This window comes from Prochlorococcus sp. MIT 1011 (genome assembly GCF_047305235.1).
GTDB lineage: Bacteria > Cyanobacteriota > Cyanobacteriia > PCC-6307 > Cyanobiaceae > Prochlorococcus_B.
In genome coordinates, this window is record NZ_CP138983.1 from 1,881,877 (window position 1) to 1,899,037 (window position 17,161).

The 17,161-nt window shown below is 31.6% G+C and carries 13 protein-coding genes; 3 read left to right on the forward strand and 10 right to left on the reverse strand.

The window, feature by feature from the left end; genetic code table 11:
* Positions 1-57: 57 nt before the first annotated feature.
* The 3 genes from ftsY to SIB75_RS11160 are packed head-to-tail and all read right to left on the reverse strand — an operon-like array spanning position 58 to position 2,722.
* The gene (ftsY, locus tag SIB75_RS11150) at positions 58-1,353 is read right to left on the reverse strand and encodes a signal recognition particle-docking protein FtsY (protein ID WP_413683394.1); all 1,296 of its coding nucleotides are present in this window, start codon (positions 1,351-1,353) and stop codon (positions 58-60) included.
* On the reverse strand, positions 1,350-1,976 hold the full coding sequence (gene nusB / locus SIB75_RS11155; protein WP_413683395.1) for a transcription antitermination factor NusB: 627 nt from the start codon (positions 1,974-1,976) through the stop codon (positions 1,350-1,352). The genes ftsY and nusB overlap by 4 nt, the downstream gene beginning before the upstream one ends.
* Positions 1,977-1,996: 20 nt before the next feature.
* Complete coding sequence (locus SIB75_RS11160) at positions 1,997-2,722, reverse strand: DUF502 domain-containing protein (protein WP_413684872.1); 726 nt, start codon at positions 2,720-2,722, stop codon at positions 1,997-1,999.
* A gap of 184 nt (positions 2,723-2,906) precedes the next feature.
* On the opposite strand from SIB75_RS11160, the gene queG reads away from it, so the two are divergent.
* From queG to SIB75_RS11175, 3 genes are all read left to right on the forward strand, one after another.
* Complete coding sequence (gene queG, locus SIB75_RS11165) at positions 2,907-3,851, forward strand: tRNA epoxyqueuosine(34) reductase QueG (RefSeq protein ID WP_413683396.1); 945 nt, start codon at positions 2,907-2,909, stop codon at positions 3,849-3,851.
* 1 nt (position 3,852) lies between these two features.
* Entirely contained in the window at positions 3,853-4,722 is an 870-nt protein-coding gene (locus tag SIB75_RS11170; protein ID WP_413683397.1) for a tetratricopeptide repeat protein, read from the forward strand.
* A gap of 83 nt (positions 4,723-4,805) precedes the next feature.
* The gene (locus SIB75_RS11175; RefSeq protein WP_413683398.1) at positions 4,806-7,289 is read left to right on the forward strand and encodes a DNA gyrase/topoisomerase IV subunit A; all 2,484 of its coding nucleotides are present in this window, start codon (positions 4,806-4,808) and stop codon (positions 7,287-7,289) included.
* Here SIB75_RS11175 and purF read toward each other — a convergent pair.
* From purF to SIB75_RS11210, 7 genes are all read right to left on the reverse strand, one after another.
* Positions 7,286-8,743, reverse strand: coding sequence for an amidophosphoribosyltransferase (gene purF / locus SIB75_RS11180; RefSeq protein ID WP_413683399.1), 1,458 nt, complete (start codon positions 8,741-8,743; stop codon positions 7,286-7,288). The two genes, SIB75_RS11175 and purF, sit on opposite strands and share 4 nt — an antisense overlap.
* Positions 8,744-8,803: 60 nt before the next feature.
* Positions 8,804-11,215, reverse strand: a complete 2,412-nt coding sequence (gene purL / locus SIB75_RS11185; RefSeq protein ID WP_413683400.1) for a phosphoribosylformylglycinamidine synthase subunit PurL — start codon at positions 11,213-11,215, stop codon at positions 8,804-8,806.
* 3 nt (positions 11,216-11,218) lie between these two features.
* Positions 11,219-12,001 (reverse strand): PRC-barrel domain-containing protein, encoded by a 783-nt coding sequence (locus tag SIB75_RS11190; RefSeq protein WP_413683401.1) that lies wholly within the window; start codon positions 11,999-12,001, stop codon positions 11,219-11,221.
* Positions 12,002-12,003: 2 nt separating this feature from the next.
* Complete coding sequence (gene dnaN, locus SIB75_RS11195) at positions 12,004-13,164, reverse strand: DNA polymerase III subunit beta (protein WP_413683402.1); 1,161 nt, start codon at positions 13,162-13,164, stop codon at positions 12,004-12,006.
* Between the two features lie 373 nt (positions 13,165-13,537).
* Entirely contained in the window at positions 13,538-14,644 is a 1,107-nt protein-coding gene (thrC, locus tag SIB75_RS11200) for a threonine synthase (RefSeq protein ID WP_413683403.1), read from the reverse strand.
* Between the two features lie 26 nt (positions 14,645-14,670).
* Positions 14,671-15,234 (reverse strand): alpha/beta hydrolase, encoded by a 564-nt coding sequence (locus SIB75_RS11205; protein WP_413683404.1) that lies wholly within the window; start codon positions 15,232-15,234, stop codon positions 14,671-14,673.
* Positions 15,235-17,094, reverse strand: a complete 1,860-nt coding sequence (locus SIB75_RS11210; RefSeq protein WP_413683405.1) for an ABC1 kinase family protein — start codon at positions 17,092-17,094, stop codon at positions 15,235-15,237. It abuts the gene before it with no gap.
* Positions 17,095-17,161 lie beyond the last annotated feature (67 nt).

Consider the following 17,161-nt stretch of genomic DNA (forward strand, 5'->3'; position numbering starts at 1 on the left):
ATTCTCCAGCAATAAAGAAATTAAAATTTAGCAACAAATACCAAAAATTTCTAAAACTCATCGAGTAGTTAAAAGTGCCTCAATAAATTCAAAGCTGTTAAATGGCCGTAAGTCCCTAATTTTCTCTCCAGCCCCGATAAATCTAACAGGAAGTTTCGCTTCTGATGCAACAGCCATTGCAACCCCTCCTCTAGAAGATCCGTCGAGTTTTGTAAGTATTACTCCTGTTAATTCTGCTGACTCAGCAAACGCTAAAGCCTGTTTCAGTCCATTTTGACCTTGACTAGAATCAAGTACCAGTAAAGATTCAACGTTTGCTGTAGGAGCAAGTTTGGCAATAATTTTTCTAATTTTCTTTAATTCTTCCATTAAATTATTTTTCGTTTGTAATCTTCCTGCGGTATCGACTAATAATAAGTCAATATTTTTTGATTTACTTGCACCAATCGCATCAAATACTATAGATGCCGGATCAGCATTTTTCGATTCATTTGCAATAACTTCAACCCCTGTTCTATCGCCCCATACCTTTACTTGTTGAACCGCTGCAGCTCTAAAAGTATCTGCAGCAGCAATCATTGCAGAAAAACCACTTCTTTTTGCAACACTTGCCAATTTACCAAGAGTCGTTGTTTTACCAACTCCATTAACACCTACCAACATCCAAATATTCAAAGAACCTTTTTTTGGAGAAAGCAAGTCAACACCGCTATCTTTTATTGGCTTTTCTAGAACATTAACTAATTGTTCTTTTAAAAAACGCAAACCTTCAGAAGCTTCGACCACTTCCTCGTTTAACTTTGTTCTTAAAGAATTTAAAATTTGATCAGTAGCAGAAACCCCCGCATCTGATCTAAGTAAAAGAGTTTCTAAATCATCAAGAACTTCAGGAGTAAGAGGATCGTCGCCTAATTTATCTAATAAATCAGTAACAAACCCTTTACGAGTTTTTTCTAATCCTTGTTTTAGCCTACTGAGCCAATCAATTTCATCTAATGAAAATTGATCAATTTTTTTTCCTTGTGCAGCTAAAACTTCAGCTGACCATGTAAAAGTATCGTCAAAATCACCTAGCTTAAGCTCATCTTCTTCTTTTGAATCTTTACTAGCTTGAGATTTATTTTGAACTGAAACATTTAATTTAATATCATCTTTTATATTTTTTTTACTATCAAGTAAATCTTTTTCATTGGTTTCTTTTTGACGTAATTCTTTCTCCTCGCTTTGCTTTTGTTTAAGTTGCAAATAAGCTTGTTTTGCCCAATCTAAAGAATCATCATCTACAGATGAAGTATTACCTGTTTCATTACTATTGGAAAGGGTTTTTTCATCCTGAGAAAAATCGTCTTTCATTTCAGATTAAGTATTACGTTAGTACTTTGAAGATTCCTTAAAACCCCATTAATCATTCTGCGTCCTTGTTCATCACTATACCTATTAGCCAATTTTACAGCCTCATTACATGTAACAGCAGTAGGAGTATTAAAATCGTTCAAATCTACAAATGCCAATCTCAAAATATCTCTATCAATTCTAGGTAATCTTTTTAAACGCCAACCTTCCATAACACTATCAAGATTCTTATCAATCTCATCTTGCTTTTCAAGGACTTTATGAACACGCTTAAGAGCTAGCTCACGTATTTCCTTTTGGTCCACTAATGCTATTAATCTTGGCAATTCGAAGCTCTCAGATAAACAATTAAGTATATTCTCTGAGTCAATTAAGCAAGTTTTTAAATAGTTACGAGATTTTTTTAGAGACCCAGCATCTTCTTGCAATTCACTATCCAATAATTCCTGATTAGCTTTTTCTAATTTTGATGCACATAAATCTAATTGTTCTCGCCAATGTTGCGTTAAAGATTCAATTGCTTTACTAAGTAAACTTTCAATAGTGACTTTATTAATATCTTTTTTTTTAATTTGTCCCAAAAGTAAAAGAGCTAGTTCTCTAGAAATTGATTTTAATTGCATAATTATAAATCTAAAATGCTTTACGAAGATGAAGCTCTTAGCTGAGAAAATAAACTAGAAAAAGAAGGATTTGTAGAATTATTTCTATCATCAGGATTTACAATTCCAGCAGAAATAATTGTTCTAAATGCATCCTCTACAGATATATCTAAATCCTTAACAGAGCCTTCTGGTACTAGGGTGTACCAACCAGTTGTAGGATTAGGTGCTGTAGGTATAAAAACACTCAATAAAGGTTGATCTGGTTCAGTTTGAAGAGATGGTCCAACAATGCCAGTCACAAACCCAACGCTGAATAAACCTTCACGAGGATATTCAACTAAAACAACCCTGCGAAATCTTGTTGAATTATCTCTAAGAAAAGTTTCTAAAAGTTGTTTAAGGGTTTTATAAACAGATCCTGCAAGAGGTATGCGAGAAAGCGTTCCTTCCCCAAACTCAAGCAACCATCTCCCTACAAAATTTCTGGCCATAAGGCCTATTAACAAAATACCTAAGAGAGGAACTGTTAAACCCAACGCAAGATTAATCAGGTCTTGCAATAAAGGATTAAGAGTAATAAAAGGATTTAATTGTTTTGGGATAGAGGTTAAGATTGCCAGAACGAAACGGCTGACGATTGTAGACAGCCAAATAGTGGTAGCTAAAGGAATAACCACCAGCAGACCAGCTATAAGGTCATTTTTAAGATCCTGCTGAAGCCTTGAGCCAAGAGTCAGATCTTCTTTTGGAGAGGACTGCACCAAATAAAGAGAGTCCGAAAAATGTATATATATACAATCTAACCAAATTAAGTGCATTAATTAGATAATTTAAGCTATTAATAGAAATAAAACATTAAAAGAAAGCGTTTAAAGGCCTAAATAAAGGGGCAAATGACTGAAAAGCCTTTTAAGTAAAGGTAAAAAAATTATTCATGAAGCGCTAACTGTGAACTTAAAGAAATCGATTGATTTAACAAAAAAAATTAAAGAAGAAGCTTTTAAAGAAGGCTTTGATGCAGTAGGGGTTGCAAGAATTCCTGGATCTTCACGAATAAATCTTCGAACCGCTGCCTTGGAAAGATGGCTGCAAGCTGGACATCATGCAAAGATGGAATGGATGAAAAACCCAAAAAGAAAAAATATTGAAAACATACTTGAAGGCGTAAAAAGTATCCTTGCAGTTGGACTCAATTACTATGTAGAAACTGACAGACCACCTAAAGATATATCAATTGCTAGATATGGATGGGGACAAGATTATCACAAGATTATTGAAAAAAAATTAAAAAGAATTGGTCTATTTTTAGACCAAGAAAGACCTAACTCTAAATGGAAAATATGTGTCGATACAAGCGCATTTTTAGATAAAGCTTGGGCCGAAGAGGCTGGAATTGGATGGATTGGAAAACATAGCAATATAATTAACCCTAAAATAGGCTCATGGATGTTTGTTGGTCATCTTTTATCTACTGAAGCGTTAGAGGCTGACAAACCATCAAAACCAATATGCGGTGAATGTGAAAAATGTATTGAGGCGTGCCCAACAAAAGCAATAGAAGAACCATTTGTGATTAACGCAAATAAATGTTTGGCATATCACACGTTAGAAAATAGAGATAAAGAATTACCAAAAAATATAATTAATAAAATGGGTAATTGGATTGCTGGTTGTGATATTTGTCAAGAAGTATGCCCATGGAATGAAAACAATATTCCAAACACATCTGAACCCGATCTAGAGCCATCTGAATGGATATTAAACATAAACAGAAAAGATGCCTTATCTTGGAGCGATTCTGAATGGAAGAAAAATTTAAACAACTCAGCATTAAAACGAATTAAACCTTGGATGTGGCGTAGAAATCTAAATTCTATCTACAAAAATAGATAAAATGAAAACAAACTTTCCAAAATTTTATCAATTCCTGCTAGTTCTATGTTTATTTGAATCTTTTACTATAAGTAAACCATCTAATGCATTTTTTCCTAAGATTAATGAGCCAAATGAACAAGAATTAAAATCTAAATCTATTCAAATCGGAAAGACAGCTAAACAACTGATTCAATTTGAAGAAAATAATGAAGCAATTAAACTTCTAGAACTAGCAGTTCAATTAAATCATAAAGAAAAAGAACTTTGGAAAATTCTTGCAGAAGCTCAAGTAAGATCAAATAGAAAGTATGAAGCATTATCATCATTAAATAAAGCAATAAAATTAAAACCAAACGAACAAGGTATATATTTCAGAAAAGCTTCTATTTATATGGATTTGAATGATCCACAAGAAGCAAAATTTTCAATAAAAAAAGGATTGTCAATTAATAACAATAATGAGAAAGGATATTTTCAACTAGGTAATGCTGAAATAATGTTAAATAATTACAAATCAGCTCTAAATGCTTTTAGAATATCTTCAAGAATTAATTCAAGTTTTTGGCAGTCTATTAATAATGAAGGTCTTGTTTTATATGAATTAAACAACGCAAAAGAGGCTATATTAAAGTTTAAATCAGCACTAAAAATCAGCAACAATGCAGAGCCAATGTTAGCTTTAGCAATAGCATTATTTTCCTCAGATAATCAATCTATTGAATCATTTAATTTAGCAAAAAAAGCTTTAAAATATAATCCTAAATATGTTTCAAAAAGCTATCAAGCTGAGCAATTATGGGGAAAGAAATTACAAAAATCAGCACAAGATTTATTTAAAGTTCAAGAAATGAAAAAAGTAGTTAAAGAAGCCAAAGCAAAAAGTCAATGAATTAATGTTTAACAAAAAATTGGTTTTTAACAGATTAGTAAGTAGCCTAAATAAAGAAATTTAGGCCTCTTACAAACTCAGAGATGGCCAAGGAACGCCTGAAACCTATATCGTTGCATCAAGAAATGCAGCGTTCTTATCTCGAATACGCAATGAGCGTAATCGTTGGAAGAGCATTGCCAGACGCAAGAGATGGATTAAAGCCAGTACAAAGAAGGATCCTTTTTGCGATGCACGAATTAGGACTTACACCTGATAGGCCTTATCGAAAATGTGCTCGTGTCGTGGGAGATGTTCTTGGTAAATATCATCCACATGGAGATCAAGCAGTTTACGACGCGCTTGTAAGACAAGTACAGGTTTTTAGTTCAAGATACCCAATTCTTGATGGTCACGGAAACTTTGGATCGATTGATGACGATCCGCCAGCCGCAATGAGATATACAGAAACTCGACTAGCCGCAATATCTAACGATGCAATTTTAAGTGAAATAGATCAAGAAACGGTTGATTTCTCCCCGAACTTTGATGGGTCACAACAAGAACCAGATGTCTTACCGGCTCAACTACCTTTTCTGCTTTTAAATGGAAGTGCTGGAATTGCTGTTGGCATGGCAACTAGTATTCCTCCTCATAACTTGAACGAAGTAGTAGAGGCTCTAATAGCAATTATAAAAAAGCCCTCTTTAAGCGAAGAAAAATTATTAGAACTAATCCCTGGACCAGACTTTCCTACAGGCGGAGAAATCTTAAAAAGTAATGGAATAAAAGACACGTACACAAAAGGAAGGGGAAGTATAACGATGAGAGGAATAGCTCATATTGAGGAAATTAATCCAGGAAAAGGTAAGCACAAAAGAAGTGGCATTATTATTACTGAATTACCATATCAACTAAATAAAGCTAGTTGGATTGAAAAACTAGCTGACCTAGTAAATAATGGAAAAATTACTGGTATAGCTGATATTAGAGATGAAAGTGATAGAGATGGAATGAGAATTCTCGTAGAGATAAAAAGAGATTCTGATCCAAACAAAATTTTAGATTTTTTATATCAAAAAACTTCTTTGCAGAGTAATTTTGGTGCTATTTTACTTGCATTAGTTAATGGACAGCCAGTACAACTAACGCTACGAAGATTATTAGAAAATTTCCTAGACTTTAGAGAAAATACTATTTTACTTAGAAGTAATTATCTATTAAAAAATATTAAAAATAGACAAGAAATAGTTGAAGCGTTAATTCAAGCTATAAATAATCTCAGAAGTATAATAAATCTAATAGAAAACTCTAAAGATACAACTGAAGCTAAAAATAATTTAATTAATAGCTTAAAGATAAATGAAAGACAAGCTGATGGGATTTTAAGTATGCCTTTAAAAAAAATTACAAGTCTTGAAAAGAATTCATTAAAAAAAGAAATAGAAGATTTAAAGAATAAAAGAGATGATCTTGAATCAATAATTAACGATAGAGAAAAATTATTAAAATTAATGGTCAAAGAACTTAAAGAACTTAAGAAAAGATTTGGTAGTAATAGAAGAACAAAATTAATAGAAGGCGGTGATGCACTAATAGCAGAACGACTTGCAAATCAAAGACCAAATAAAGAGCTTCAAAGAATAAATGCTCTAAAACAATTACCAGCAGATTCTGAAATTATTATTCAATCAAATAATGAAATAAAAATAATCCCATCAATAACCATAAAAAAATTAAAATTAAAAGAAAGTAATCAAGAAAGAAACGATATTCTACCTTCAAAACTAATATGGCCTATTAAAAATGAACCAAAAATTCTAGCTGTAAGTCAACTAGGCAAAATAGGTCTTCTTAAATGGGAATTTGCGGGACAAAAACCTGGCCCATTAGAACGCTTTTTACCAGCGGGTTTAGAAAATGATGAAATAATCAATCTTATTCCTTTATCAGAAAAAAAAGATATAAGTTTAGGGTTAATAAGTACTGATGGAAAATTTAAAAGAGTTTCATTTAGTGAAATTACCGAAATTTCTAATAGATCAACAACAGTTTTAAAATTAAAAGATAATATTCAACTTAAATGTTGTCTACTTTGTGAAGAGAATAGCTATCTTTATATAATAAGTGATATCGGTAGAGTCATTAAAATCAAGATAACAGAAAAAACCTTCCCATGTATGGGAAAATTAGCTCAAGGAACAAATATAATGAAACTATTCCCAGGCGAAAATATCATTGAAGCTATCAATATACAAGAACAAGATATTAAAGATCTAATTTTAGTAACTAAAAAAGGATCTTTTATCAAACATAATACTAAAGAAATAAAGATATCTCAAAAAGGAGAGTTAGGAACAATCGGGATAAATTTTAACGATAATAAAAAAATCAAGGATAGAGTAATTAATTGTTTTTTAAATAATGAATACGTTTATATCAAAACGGATAAAAACAGATATAAAAAATTAGAAAAAAATCAAATTGACAATAGTCCATATAAAAAAGAGAAAAAATTAAATATAGAATTAAATGAAAATGAACTTATAGAATCTATTTTTTCAATAATAATACCTGAAAAAATCTAAGATAGAGAAGTTTTTTCAACCCAATTTAAATATTCATCAGTAACAGTTCCAGTAACATATTTTCCAGTGAAACAAGATAAATCTAACTCTTTAACATTAGAATTATTAGTAATAGCCTTAGTAAGATCTTCAACTTCTTGATAGATCATTTTATCAATAAATAAATTATCTTCTATTTGATTTATATTTCTATTGTACGCAATCAATTCATTCCTACTTGGCATATTAATTCCATAAACATGTGGATATCTAATTGGTGGAGCAGCAGATGTAAAAGTAACTTTATTAGCACCTGCACTTCTTGCCATTTGAACTATTTGCTGAGTTGTTGTTCCTCTTACAACTGAATCATCGACTATCAAAACATTTTTATTTTTAAATTCAGTACTCATTGCATTTAACTTTTGACGAACAGAACGTTTTCTTAGTGATTGACCTGGCATGATAAAAGTTCTACCAACATAGCGATTCTTAAAAAAGCCCTCCCTATATTCAATTCCTAACTGCCTTGCTACTTGCATAGCAGCAGGTCTAGATGAGTCAGGTATTGGCATTACTACATCTATATCACCTAGAGAAATTTGTTTTTTGATAGTTTCTGCTAACAAATCTCCCATTCTTAATCTTGACTCGTAGACAGAAATACCATTCATTATTGAGTCAGGCCTAGCTAAATAAACATATTCGAATGAGCAAGGGAATAATTGAGGATTATTTGAGCATTGCTTAGAAAAAAACTCCCCTTCAGAAGTAATAAAAATCGCTTCTCCTGGTTCAACATCTCTAACAATTTCATAATCATTATTTTCAATAACTAGTGATTCACTAGCAATTACCCACTCCGGTTTATTATTTTCCTTTACTCTTTTACCGATTACTAAAGGACGTATTCCAAAAGGATCTCTAAAAGCTAAAAGACCATGACCTGCAATTAAAGCAATAGAAGCATATGATCCCTGAACTCTTCCATGAAGTCTCTTTACAGCAGTAAAAAGATCATCTGGATTTATATCTTTTCCATGTATTGAACTATTTAATTCTGTTGCCAAAACATTTAATAACATTTCGGTATCACTCGAGGTATTTGTATGCCTTCTATCAACTTTAAAAAGTTCTTTTTCTAACTCTCTTGTATTCGTTAAATTTCCATTATGGACAAGAATTATCCCATAAGGAGCATTCACGTAAAAGGGTTGCGCCTCCTCTTCTCGATGAGCAGCGCCTTTAGTCGCATATCGAACATGTCCTAATCCAACCTTTCCAATCAACCCTCTCATGTCTCGAGTTCTATAAGCTTCTCTTACTTGACCTTTGGATTTATTAATATGAAAAACACTACCGTCCATTGTTGCTATGCCAGTGGAATCTTGACCTCTATGCTGAAGCAACAATAAACTATCGTAAATTTGTTGATTACATTGATCTGTTGAAACAACTCCTACAATTCCACACATAATTATATTCCTTGGTTAAATAAAATGCATTTTATTTGAAAATTATAATTCATGAAGATTTTATTTATTTATTTTTTTAAATATAGTATTTTTATATGAATCTTCCAAATCAAAAATATCTATATCTATAATCAAATTATTAGATTGATATATAGATAACTTATTTTGATGATTTACAGTTCCTAAATTACATATTGAAAAAATATTAGATTTTTCTAACGATATCTTTTTATAATATTTTTTTAATTCTAAGCTTTGATCATCTGAACAGCTTACTAAAACTCTTCCTCCTCCTTCAGCAAAAAGCAGACGATCTAATCTTAAATTACTTGAAGGGATGACAATATTTGCACCTAACCCAGAGGAAATACAACATTCAGCTAAAGCAATTGCTAATCCTCCATCTCCCAAATCATGAGCTGAATTAATCATAGATTTTTTAATTATGTTTCTTAGAAAAAAATGAACTTGTTTCTCTAAATCTAAATCTATTTCAGGAGGTCTTCCTGTTTTTAAACCATGAATATACTCTAAAAAAGATGAAGCAGATAATGAAATTCTACTATCTTTATTGTTATTAGTTTCTAAAGGTAATCCCAACATCCATATTTGATGACCTTCTTTAACCCAAGATTTTTTACAAACTTTATTAATATCTTCTATCAATCCAACCATACCAATTACAGGTGTTGGATGTATTGGTATAACTGTATTATTTGATTTTTTTGTATCATTATATAAGGAAACATTTCCTCCTGTAACAGGCGTATTTAATACTTTACAAGCATTACTTATTCCTTGACAAGACATTGATAATTGCCAAAATCCTACTGATTTTTCAGGAGAAGAAAAATTTAAATTATTAGTAATGGCTATAGGTTCAGCTCCAACACAACTTAAATTTCTAGCCGCTTCTGCAACAGCAGACATGCTTCCACGTTCAGGATCTAAATAAACCCATCTATCATTACAATCAACTACTGATGCTATTCCTCTATTTTGATTTGATTTGGTTTTGAAATCATTTTGAGGACGAATTCTTATAACAGCTGCATCAGCTTCTCCAGGACCAATAACAGTATTAGATTGAACTTGATAATCGTATTGTTTATATATCCAATTTTTTGATGCTATTGAAGGAGTACTTAATAGATTTAATAGAACATTATTCCAGCTAATAAATAAATTATTTTTTATACTAATAATTCCATCTTTTAAATTTTTAGGTAATGAATCTTCAGTCCATTTCCAATGATCTTTTAAGTATTCGGGCGTTGAATTTATTAATTTATGTTCCTCTATAGGTGTATCATCAGCAAGTGCAGATGCTGGTAGATCTGCCACAATATCTCCTTTATGTAATACTCTTACAACTTTTTCTTTTAAAACTTTTCCAACGACTTCAACATATAATCCCCACCTCATAAATAACTGTTTAAGACTTTTTTCTGAACCAGGTTTAACAACAAATAACATTCGTTCTTGTGATTCAGATAATAAGAATTCATAAGCAGTCATTCCCTTTTCTCTAGCTGGCACAAGATCAAGGTTCAATTCAATTCCTACCTCACCTTTTGAAGCCATTTCAGAACAACTACAAGTAAGACCTGCTGCTCCCATATCCTGAGCAGCAATTACATACCCAGTTTTAAATGCCTCTAAACAAGCTTCTATCAATCCTTTTTCAAGAAAAGGGTCACCCACTTGGACCGCAGGTCGATCATCTATTGAAGTTTTTGAAAGTTCGGAACTAGCAAAACTTGCTCCTCCCATTCCATCTCTACCAGTTGTATTTCCGACATAAAGAACTGGAAAATCTATTCCGCTTGCTCCTGAACAAACTATTTCATCTGTCTCCATTAAACCCAAGGCCATTGCATTTACTAAAGGATTACCTGAATAACTACTATCAAATCCAACTTCTCCTCCAACAGTGGGAACACCTACACAATTCCCATAATGTGAGATTCCTGCCACAACACCTTCTAATAAACTAATATTTTTTTCATCTTCTAAAGGGCCAAACCTTAAAGCATTTAGTAAAGCTATTGGCCTTGCTCCCATAGTAAAAATATCCCTCAAAATTCCGCCTACTCCTGTTGCTGCACCTTGGAAAGGCTCCACAGCAGATGGATGATTATGACTCTCTATTTTAAAAACTAATTTTTGGCCATAACCAATATCTACCACTCCTGCATTTTCTCCTGGACCTACAAGAATTCGAGGACCTGTTGTGGGAAAGTTTTTTAGTAAAGGACGAGAATTTCTATAACAACAATGCTCAGACCACATGACACCAAACATACCTAATTCATTTCTATTTGGTGGTCGCTTAAGTCTTCTACAAATTTCTACATAATCAGATTCTTTTAATCCCTCTTGAATTAGAGAAGAAAAGACATCGTATTCAACAAAAAAATTTGATGAATTGATTAATCGTAGAAAATCATTTTTCTCAGAAAGAAATGTCATTAATTAAATCCAAGGATCAAGATCTCTTTCATTAGTTAAACCTTTTTTTCTCTGTCGTTTATTCATTGTATTAAATTCTTCTGAACTATCTATATCTAGATTATCTATCCAATCATCATATAAATCCTGATCAGTCTGAGTTTTATAGAAATCATCAATAGAATGGTTAGTGTTCTCACTAATTTGATCATCAATCCATCCCTCAAGTCTATCAGAAGCGTTATAAGTCAAGTCTTCAAATTGCATTTTCCATTTTCTACTCTTACTAAGAAGTTCCTCTTTTAAACTTGCTTTCTCTATAGGTAAATCTTCAAAAGTATCGATATCACATGATATTGAACCTGGTTGTTTATCAATAATTTGAGATATTGATAAACGCCAACGACTTGTTCCTGGTATGAGTGGGTTTGTTCTACTCACTAAATAATATTGTATTTTTCCATTTTTAAGTTCAAAAAAAAAGTCAGCTATTAAACCTAATTTTTGACCACTTCTATTAAAAACATTAGCGTTCATTAAAGTAGGAAGCCGTTCTATAGTTTGTTCATCAGAAATTGAATAAGCTCCTTTTACAAATATTTCTTGCTCATTTAATCCTTTTACTTGATCTAACCTCCAAACTTGTCTTTCTAATCTAAAATTAGAGGGACGACTTATTAGTCCAAAAATCCGATGAACAGGAGGGTGCATCCATGGATTAACTACCGGACCATGATCAATTCCATTTTCACACCGGACATTGTGTTTTAATAAATTACTTAATAATAATTTAGTTGGAATAGCCAAAATTAATTTCTTATTTGTATTGGCATTACTAAGTAAGTAAATTTTACATCACTATTGATAGGTGTAAAAACAGCAGGCGTTGTAGGTGCATTACAACTTAACTTAATAAGACTTGAATCTATCACTTTAAGTCCATCTAGCAAATATCTAACATTAAATGCTATTTGAAAAGATTCACCTTTAAAAGAAACTGGTAAAGACTCAAACCCAGTACCTATATCTTGAGCATCAGTACTTATTTTAATTAATTTATCTGAGCTATCAGTAGTTATTTTAATAACATTATTATGTTGATCAGCTAAAACAGCAACTCTTTCTAAAGAAGCAATAAACTCTTTTCTATCAAACTCCAAAATATTAGAAAAACTTTCTGGTAGTAATTGAGAATAATTTGGGTAAGAACCTTCTAAAGCCCTAATAGTTATAATTTCATCAACAGATATAAAAACTACTTGACCTTTATCAATAAAAAAATTAATAGGCTTACTAATATCACAAGCACTTAAAAACTTTTCAACTTCTCTTAAAGATTTAGAAGGTAATGTAATAGAAAACTTATCAACATCTAGAGGCTTATTTAAATCTTCTGAATTAGATAAAATATTATTTAAATTTAAAACTGCTAATCGATGACCATCTGTAGCTGCTGATTCAATACCATACCCGTCAAAAGTAAGATTAATACCCGTAAGTAATTGCTTAGCGTCATCGGTACTACATGCAAATAAAGTAGATTTAATTGCATTAGATAAAAGTAAAGGATTTAATTTTAATGAAGTTCCACTTTCTACCAAAGGTAAATCAGGAAAATCATCCGCAAGCATTCCTCTTACTTGATATGTACCACTTTTACTTGTTAATTCGACTTGTTGACTCGTTTCATCAGAAGTTAAAACTAATGGAGAATCATTAGATAATTTAGAAACAATCTCACCAAATAATTTAGCGGGTAAAGTAATAGCACCACTATCTTCTATAGAAGCTGATATCGAAGTTTGTATTCCTAAACTTAAATCAAAGCCAGTTAAGCGAAGTTTTCCTGTAACCTCATCAGCTGCTAATAAAACATTTGCTAAGACAGGGTGTGTTGGTCGATTAGAAACGGCTCTACTAACTAACTGAAGAGCAGTATTCAACTCAGATTGTGAGCAATTTAACTTCATTCCGTTATTTCAAAAAAATCCATTGATATAAGAATTTCATAGCTATTTCAAAAAAGCAATACCGTTAAAAAAAACAAAATTTTTACTTCTATTCTTTTTCTATGATTCTTTATATGAAAATGAATTAGGAGTAGTAGGTCCTGTGGTTTTTGTGGTTATTAAAAAAAACATAGATATAATCAGGCATTTTTAGTTTTAGAGCTGTGGATAAAAGTTTTTGTTCGTGGACAAAAAGACACCTATCCACCTTTTAGATCATCTGTGGAAAAAGATAAAATATTTATCTAAAGGTTTTTATGTTTTTTCCACAAAATAAACAACCACATAGATACGAAATTAACAGACAGTTTTTTTTTTGGATATTTATATGTCTTCAAAACCCCATCTTTTTTGCTATTGAATTTATTTCTGCCTCGACACCAGTATGAAAAATAGAATCATTGTTCTTAATTGCGCAATCCGGGTCTTTTAGACCATTACCAGTTAAAACACATACAACAGTTGAATTTTTTGGTACATCAGTTCTGATTTTTAATAAACCCGCAATAGAGGCTGCACTAGCAGGTTCGCAAAAAATTCCTTCTTCTTTTCCAAGAATTTTATATGCATCTATTATTTCTGAATCTGTAACTGATGAAAATTTACCATTGCTAGATTCTCTTGCTAAAAGAGCTTTTTCTTTATTAACAGGATTGCCAATTCTAATTGCAGTTGCAATTGTTTCTGGATTGTTAACACGCTTACCTTCAACTAAGGGAGCAGAACCGCTTGCTTGAAAGCCCATCATGCGAGGAAGCTTTTTCGATTTATTTGCATGGAAAAATTCTTGAAATCCCATCCAGTAGGCAGTTATATTCCCTGCATTTCCCATTGGAATACATAACCAATCAGGAGCATTTCCAAGATTTTCTATTATTTCAAAAGCCGCTGTTTTTTGACCTTGCAATCTATAAGGATTTACAGAATTAACTAATGTTATTGGATATTTTTTTGACAAGTCTCTAACAATATCTAATGCTTTATCAAAATTTCCTTTAATAGCTAATACTTCTGCTCCATAAACTAAGGCTTGAGCTAGTTTTCCTTGGGCTACGTATCCATCTGGAATAATAACAAAAGACTTCATCCCTCCCTTGCTCGCATAGGCAGCTGCAGATGCTGAAGTGTTACCTGTGCTGGCGCAAATTACAGCTTCGCAACCTTCTTCTTTTGCCTTACTTATAGCCATTGTCATGCCCCTATCTTTAAATGAACCTGTTGGATTAAGACCGTCATACTTCACATATACTTTTACTCCTTTTCCAATTCGGTTAGCTATTGATTTGACTTCTATAAGAGGCGTTGCGCCTTCTTTTAAAGTAATGATGGGAGTTTTATTTGTTACTGGTAGCCAAGGTTTATATGCTTCTATAAGCCCATCCCAATTGTTTTTTTTTGGGCTAGAAGAGAATAGTTGCTTTAGCTTTTTAGAAATTGCCACTTATTTAACAAGTAATTTTAAACAATCTAAGTGCTAGACCTTCCATCTTTTAGCTTTTGAAAAGGAGAATTGGAATAGAAATCTATTAACTCTTTTAATGATTCTGCTTTTTCAAGCGCTTTATTTAATGCGTTTAGATCTATAGCAATATTTTTGTTTGGATATTCTTCAAAAAAATCTATGAGATTAATGCTTTCATTATTTTTATAAGAGCTTAATATAATTCCAGATCTTATCGATTTAATGCTTGTTTTGATATTTGATATTTTATTAGGATAAATAATTTTAGACAGTCTACTTAAAAACACCTCGCCTATTTTACTATTCATTAATCTACTACTTGTTTTTAATGGTACTTCTATTTTATAAGATAAAAAATTATGAAGATCTTTATCATCTAGATTTGTGATTTTCATTAAATTTTTTAATTTTTTGCTGGGTTTTCTTGTTTCATGAAATTTATTTAATTCTTCTATTTCAATTGTTCTACTAAAAGTTCCTTTGTAAAGAAAAATATTTTCAGCACTTTTAACGCTCGGATAAAAAAATAAAATTACTAATATTATTATATTTTTATAATTTAAATACATTTATTGAGATACACCAGCTGCAACTTTAACTAATCTAATCAATCCTTTTTCCGATGTTTTCTTCATCAAACCATAACCCATTTTATAAGTATCTTTAGTTACTAAAATTTTTGGTAATTTTCTGAATATTATTTTTCTTTTGAATCCCGGTTTAATCTTTGAGGTATTAAACATTTTATTAATTGAGGATAGATTAAATACTTTTTTGATATTATTTGTTGATGACTTTTCTATTGTCTTTGAACGTATTTTTGATGGAAGCTTTTTATTTAATTTGATTACTGTTTTCCATCCAACAGAGTCAATTTTTGAAGCTAAAATGTTTACTAATTCATTTCTAAGGACGAGACCTTTTTTAGAAAATAAAAAATCAATTGTTTGATCTAAAATTTTCTCACTATCTAACTGTTTTTCTTTAGTAGCGCTTGTTAAAAGATCATCTAACCTTTCTAATTTTAGATTATTTTCATCAAACAGCATCTCTTTTAAACTATTTCTTAGTTCTGGGTTTTCATCTTCCATAAGTCTTCTTGCGAAATAAGGATATGCTGCTCCTAATATTTTAAAATTTGGATCAACACTCAGTGCTATTCCTTCTAAAGTAATTAAAGATCTAATTATCAAAGCGTAATAAGGTGGTAATTTAAAAGGAAATTTATACATTATTCCAGACATATCATCTGTTACTGCTTTGAAATCCATTTTATTTACTCCTATCTCTAAAGCGTTAGTGAAAACACTTTCAAAAGCTGGCGCAATGGGTCTCAAATCAACTTCTTCCGAGAGAAAACCTAGTTGAACAAAATCATTGGAAAGTTTATCAAACCTTTTATTTACAAGGTGAACAACTGCTCTAATTAAGCCAACTCTAGATTGCTGTGTAATATCACTCATCATGCCAAAATCTAAATAACATAAACGACCATCTTCCATTGCTAAGATGTTCCCAGGGTGAGGATCGGCGTGAAAAAACCCATGCTCAATTAGTTGTTGAAGACTGCAACTCACACCGATTTCTACCATCTCATTTGGATCAATTCCTAAATTTTTTACAGCGTCTATATTTGTTAATTTTGTACCATCTATCCATTCCATTGTGAGTACTCTTCTACTTGTTACTTTCCTATAAATTTTGGGTACTGCAATTTTTTTATTATCTCTATGGAGTTCTTTAAATTTTTCAGCATTATTAGCTTCATTAATGTAATCCATTTCTTCAAATATTCTTTTGCCTAGCTCATCTATTAATGCGACTAAATCACTTCTAATAATTCCAATATTATTTTTAAACCATATAGCCATATTTCTTGCGATGTATAGATCTAAAGTGATTTGTTCTCTTAATCCAGGTCTTTGAATTTTAACAGCAACTTTTTCTCCACTTTTGAGTTTTGCTTTATGTACTTGACCTAAAGATGCTGCTGAAATTGGTTCTTTATCTATCTCAAAAAAAATGTTTTCTACCGTATCTTGTAAATCTTCTTCAATGCATGCCATGGCGAGTTTGCTTTCAAAACCCGGTAGTTGATCTTGAAGTTGAGCTAGTTCTTCTAAAACTGTTGGAGGAACAATATCTGGTCTCGTAGAAAGAGCTTGTCCAGCTTTTATAAATGCTGGTCCTAAATCGACGAGAAGTTGTGTAAATTCTTTGGCTCTAAATCTTTTTCTTTCATTTTTTTCTAAGGAACCAATTAATTTTTCCCATCCAACACCAAGTAAAAATAATCCAATTGGTAAAAGTGTCTGCCAAAGTCTTCTAACTAGACGAATTGGATTTTTTTTGTAGATTAAGTCAATAGCTATCGGGTCATACTCAAGCAGACCTGAGGCTTCAATAAAATCGCTTAGTTCTTCGGCCATTCTGGTATGGCGATGTTCTACATCCCTTCTAGATCATTTTACCCCTAGCCTGCGTCTTTTTATTTCT

Excerpts from the sequence above, each read along its gene's own strand:
- ftsY (WP_413683394.1), bottom strand. The coding sequence starts at position 1,353 with ATGAAAGACGATTTTTCTCAGGATGAAAAAACCCTTTCCAATAGTAAT.
- nusB (WP_413683395.1), bottom strand. The coding sequence starts at position 1,976 with ATGCAATTAAAATCAATTTCTAGAGAACTAGCTCTTTTACTTTTGGGA.
- SIB75_RS11170 (WP_413683397.1), top strand. The coding sequence starts at position 3,853 with ATGAAAACAAACTTTCCAAAATTTTATCAATTCCTGCTAGTTCTATGT.
- SIB75_RS11175 (WP_413683398.1), top strand. The coding sequence starts at position 4,806 with ATGGCCAAGGAACGCCTGAAACCTATATCGTTGCATCAAGAAATGCAG.
- purF (WP_413683399.1), bottom strand. The coding sequence starts at position 8,743 with ATGTGTGGAATTGTAGGAGTTGTTTCAACAGATCAATGTAATCAACAA.
- purL (WP_413683400.1), bottom strand. The coding sequence starts at position 11,215 with ATGACATTTCTTTCTGAGAAAAATGATTTTCTACGATTAATCAATTCA.
- dnaN (WP_413683402.1), bottom strand. The coding sequence starts at position 13,164 with ATGAAGTTAAATTGCTCACAATCTGAGTTGAATACTGCTCTTCAGTTA.
- SIB75_RS11205 (WP_413683404.1), bottom strand. The coding sequence starts at position 15,234 with ATGTATTTAAATTATAAAAATATAATAATATTAGTAATTTTATTTTTT.
- SIB75_RS11210 (WP_413683405.1), bottom strand. The coding sequence starts at position 17,094 with ATGGCCGAAGAACTAAGCGATTTTATTGAAGCCTCAGGTCTGCTTGAG.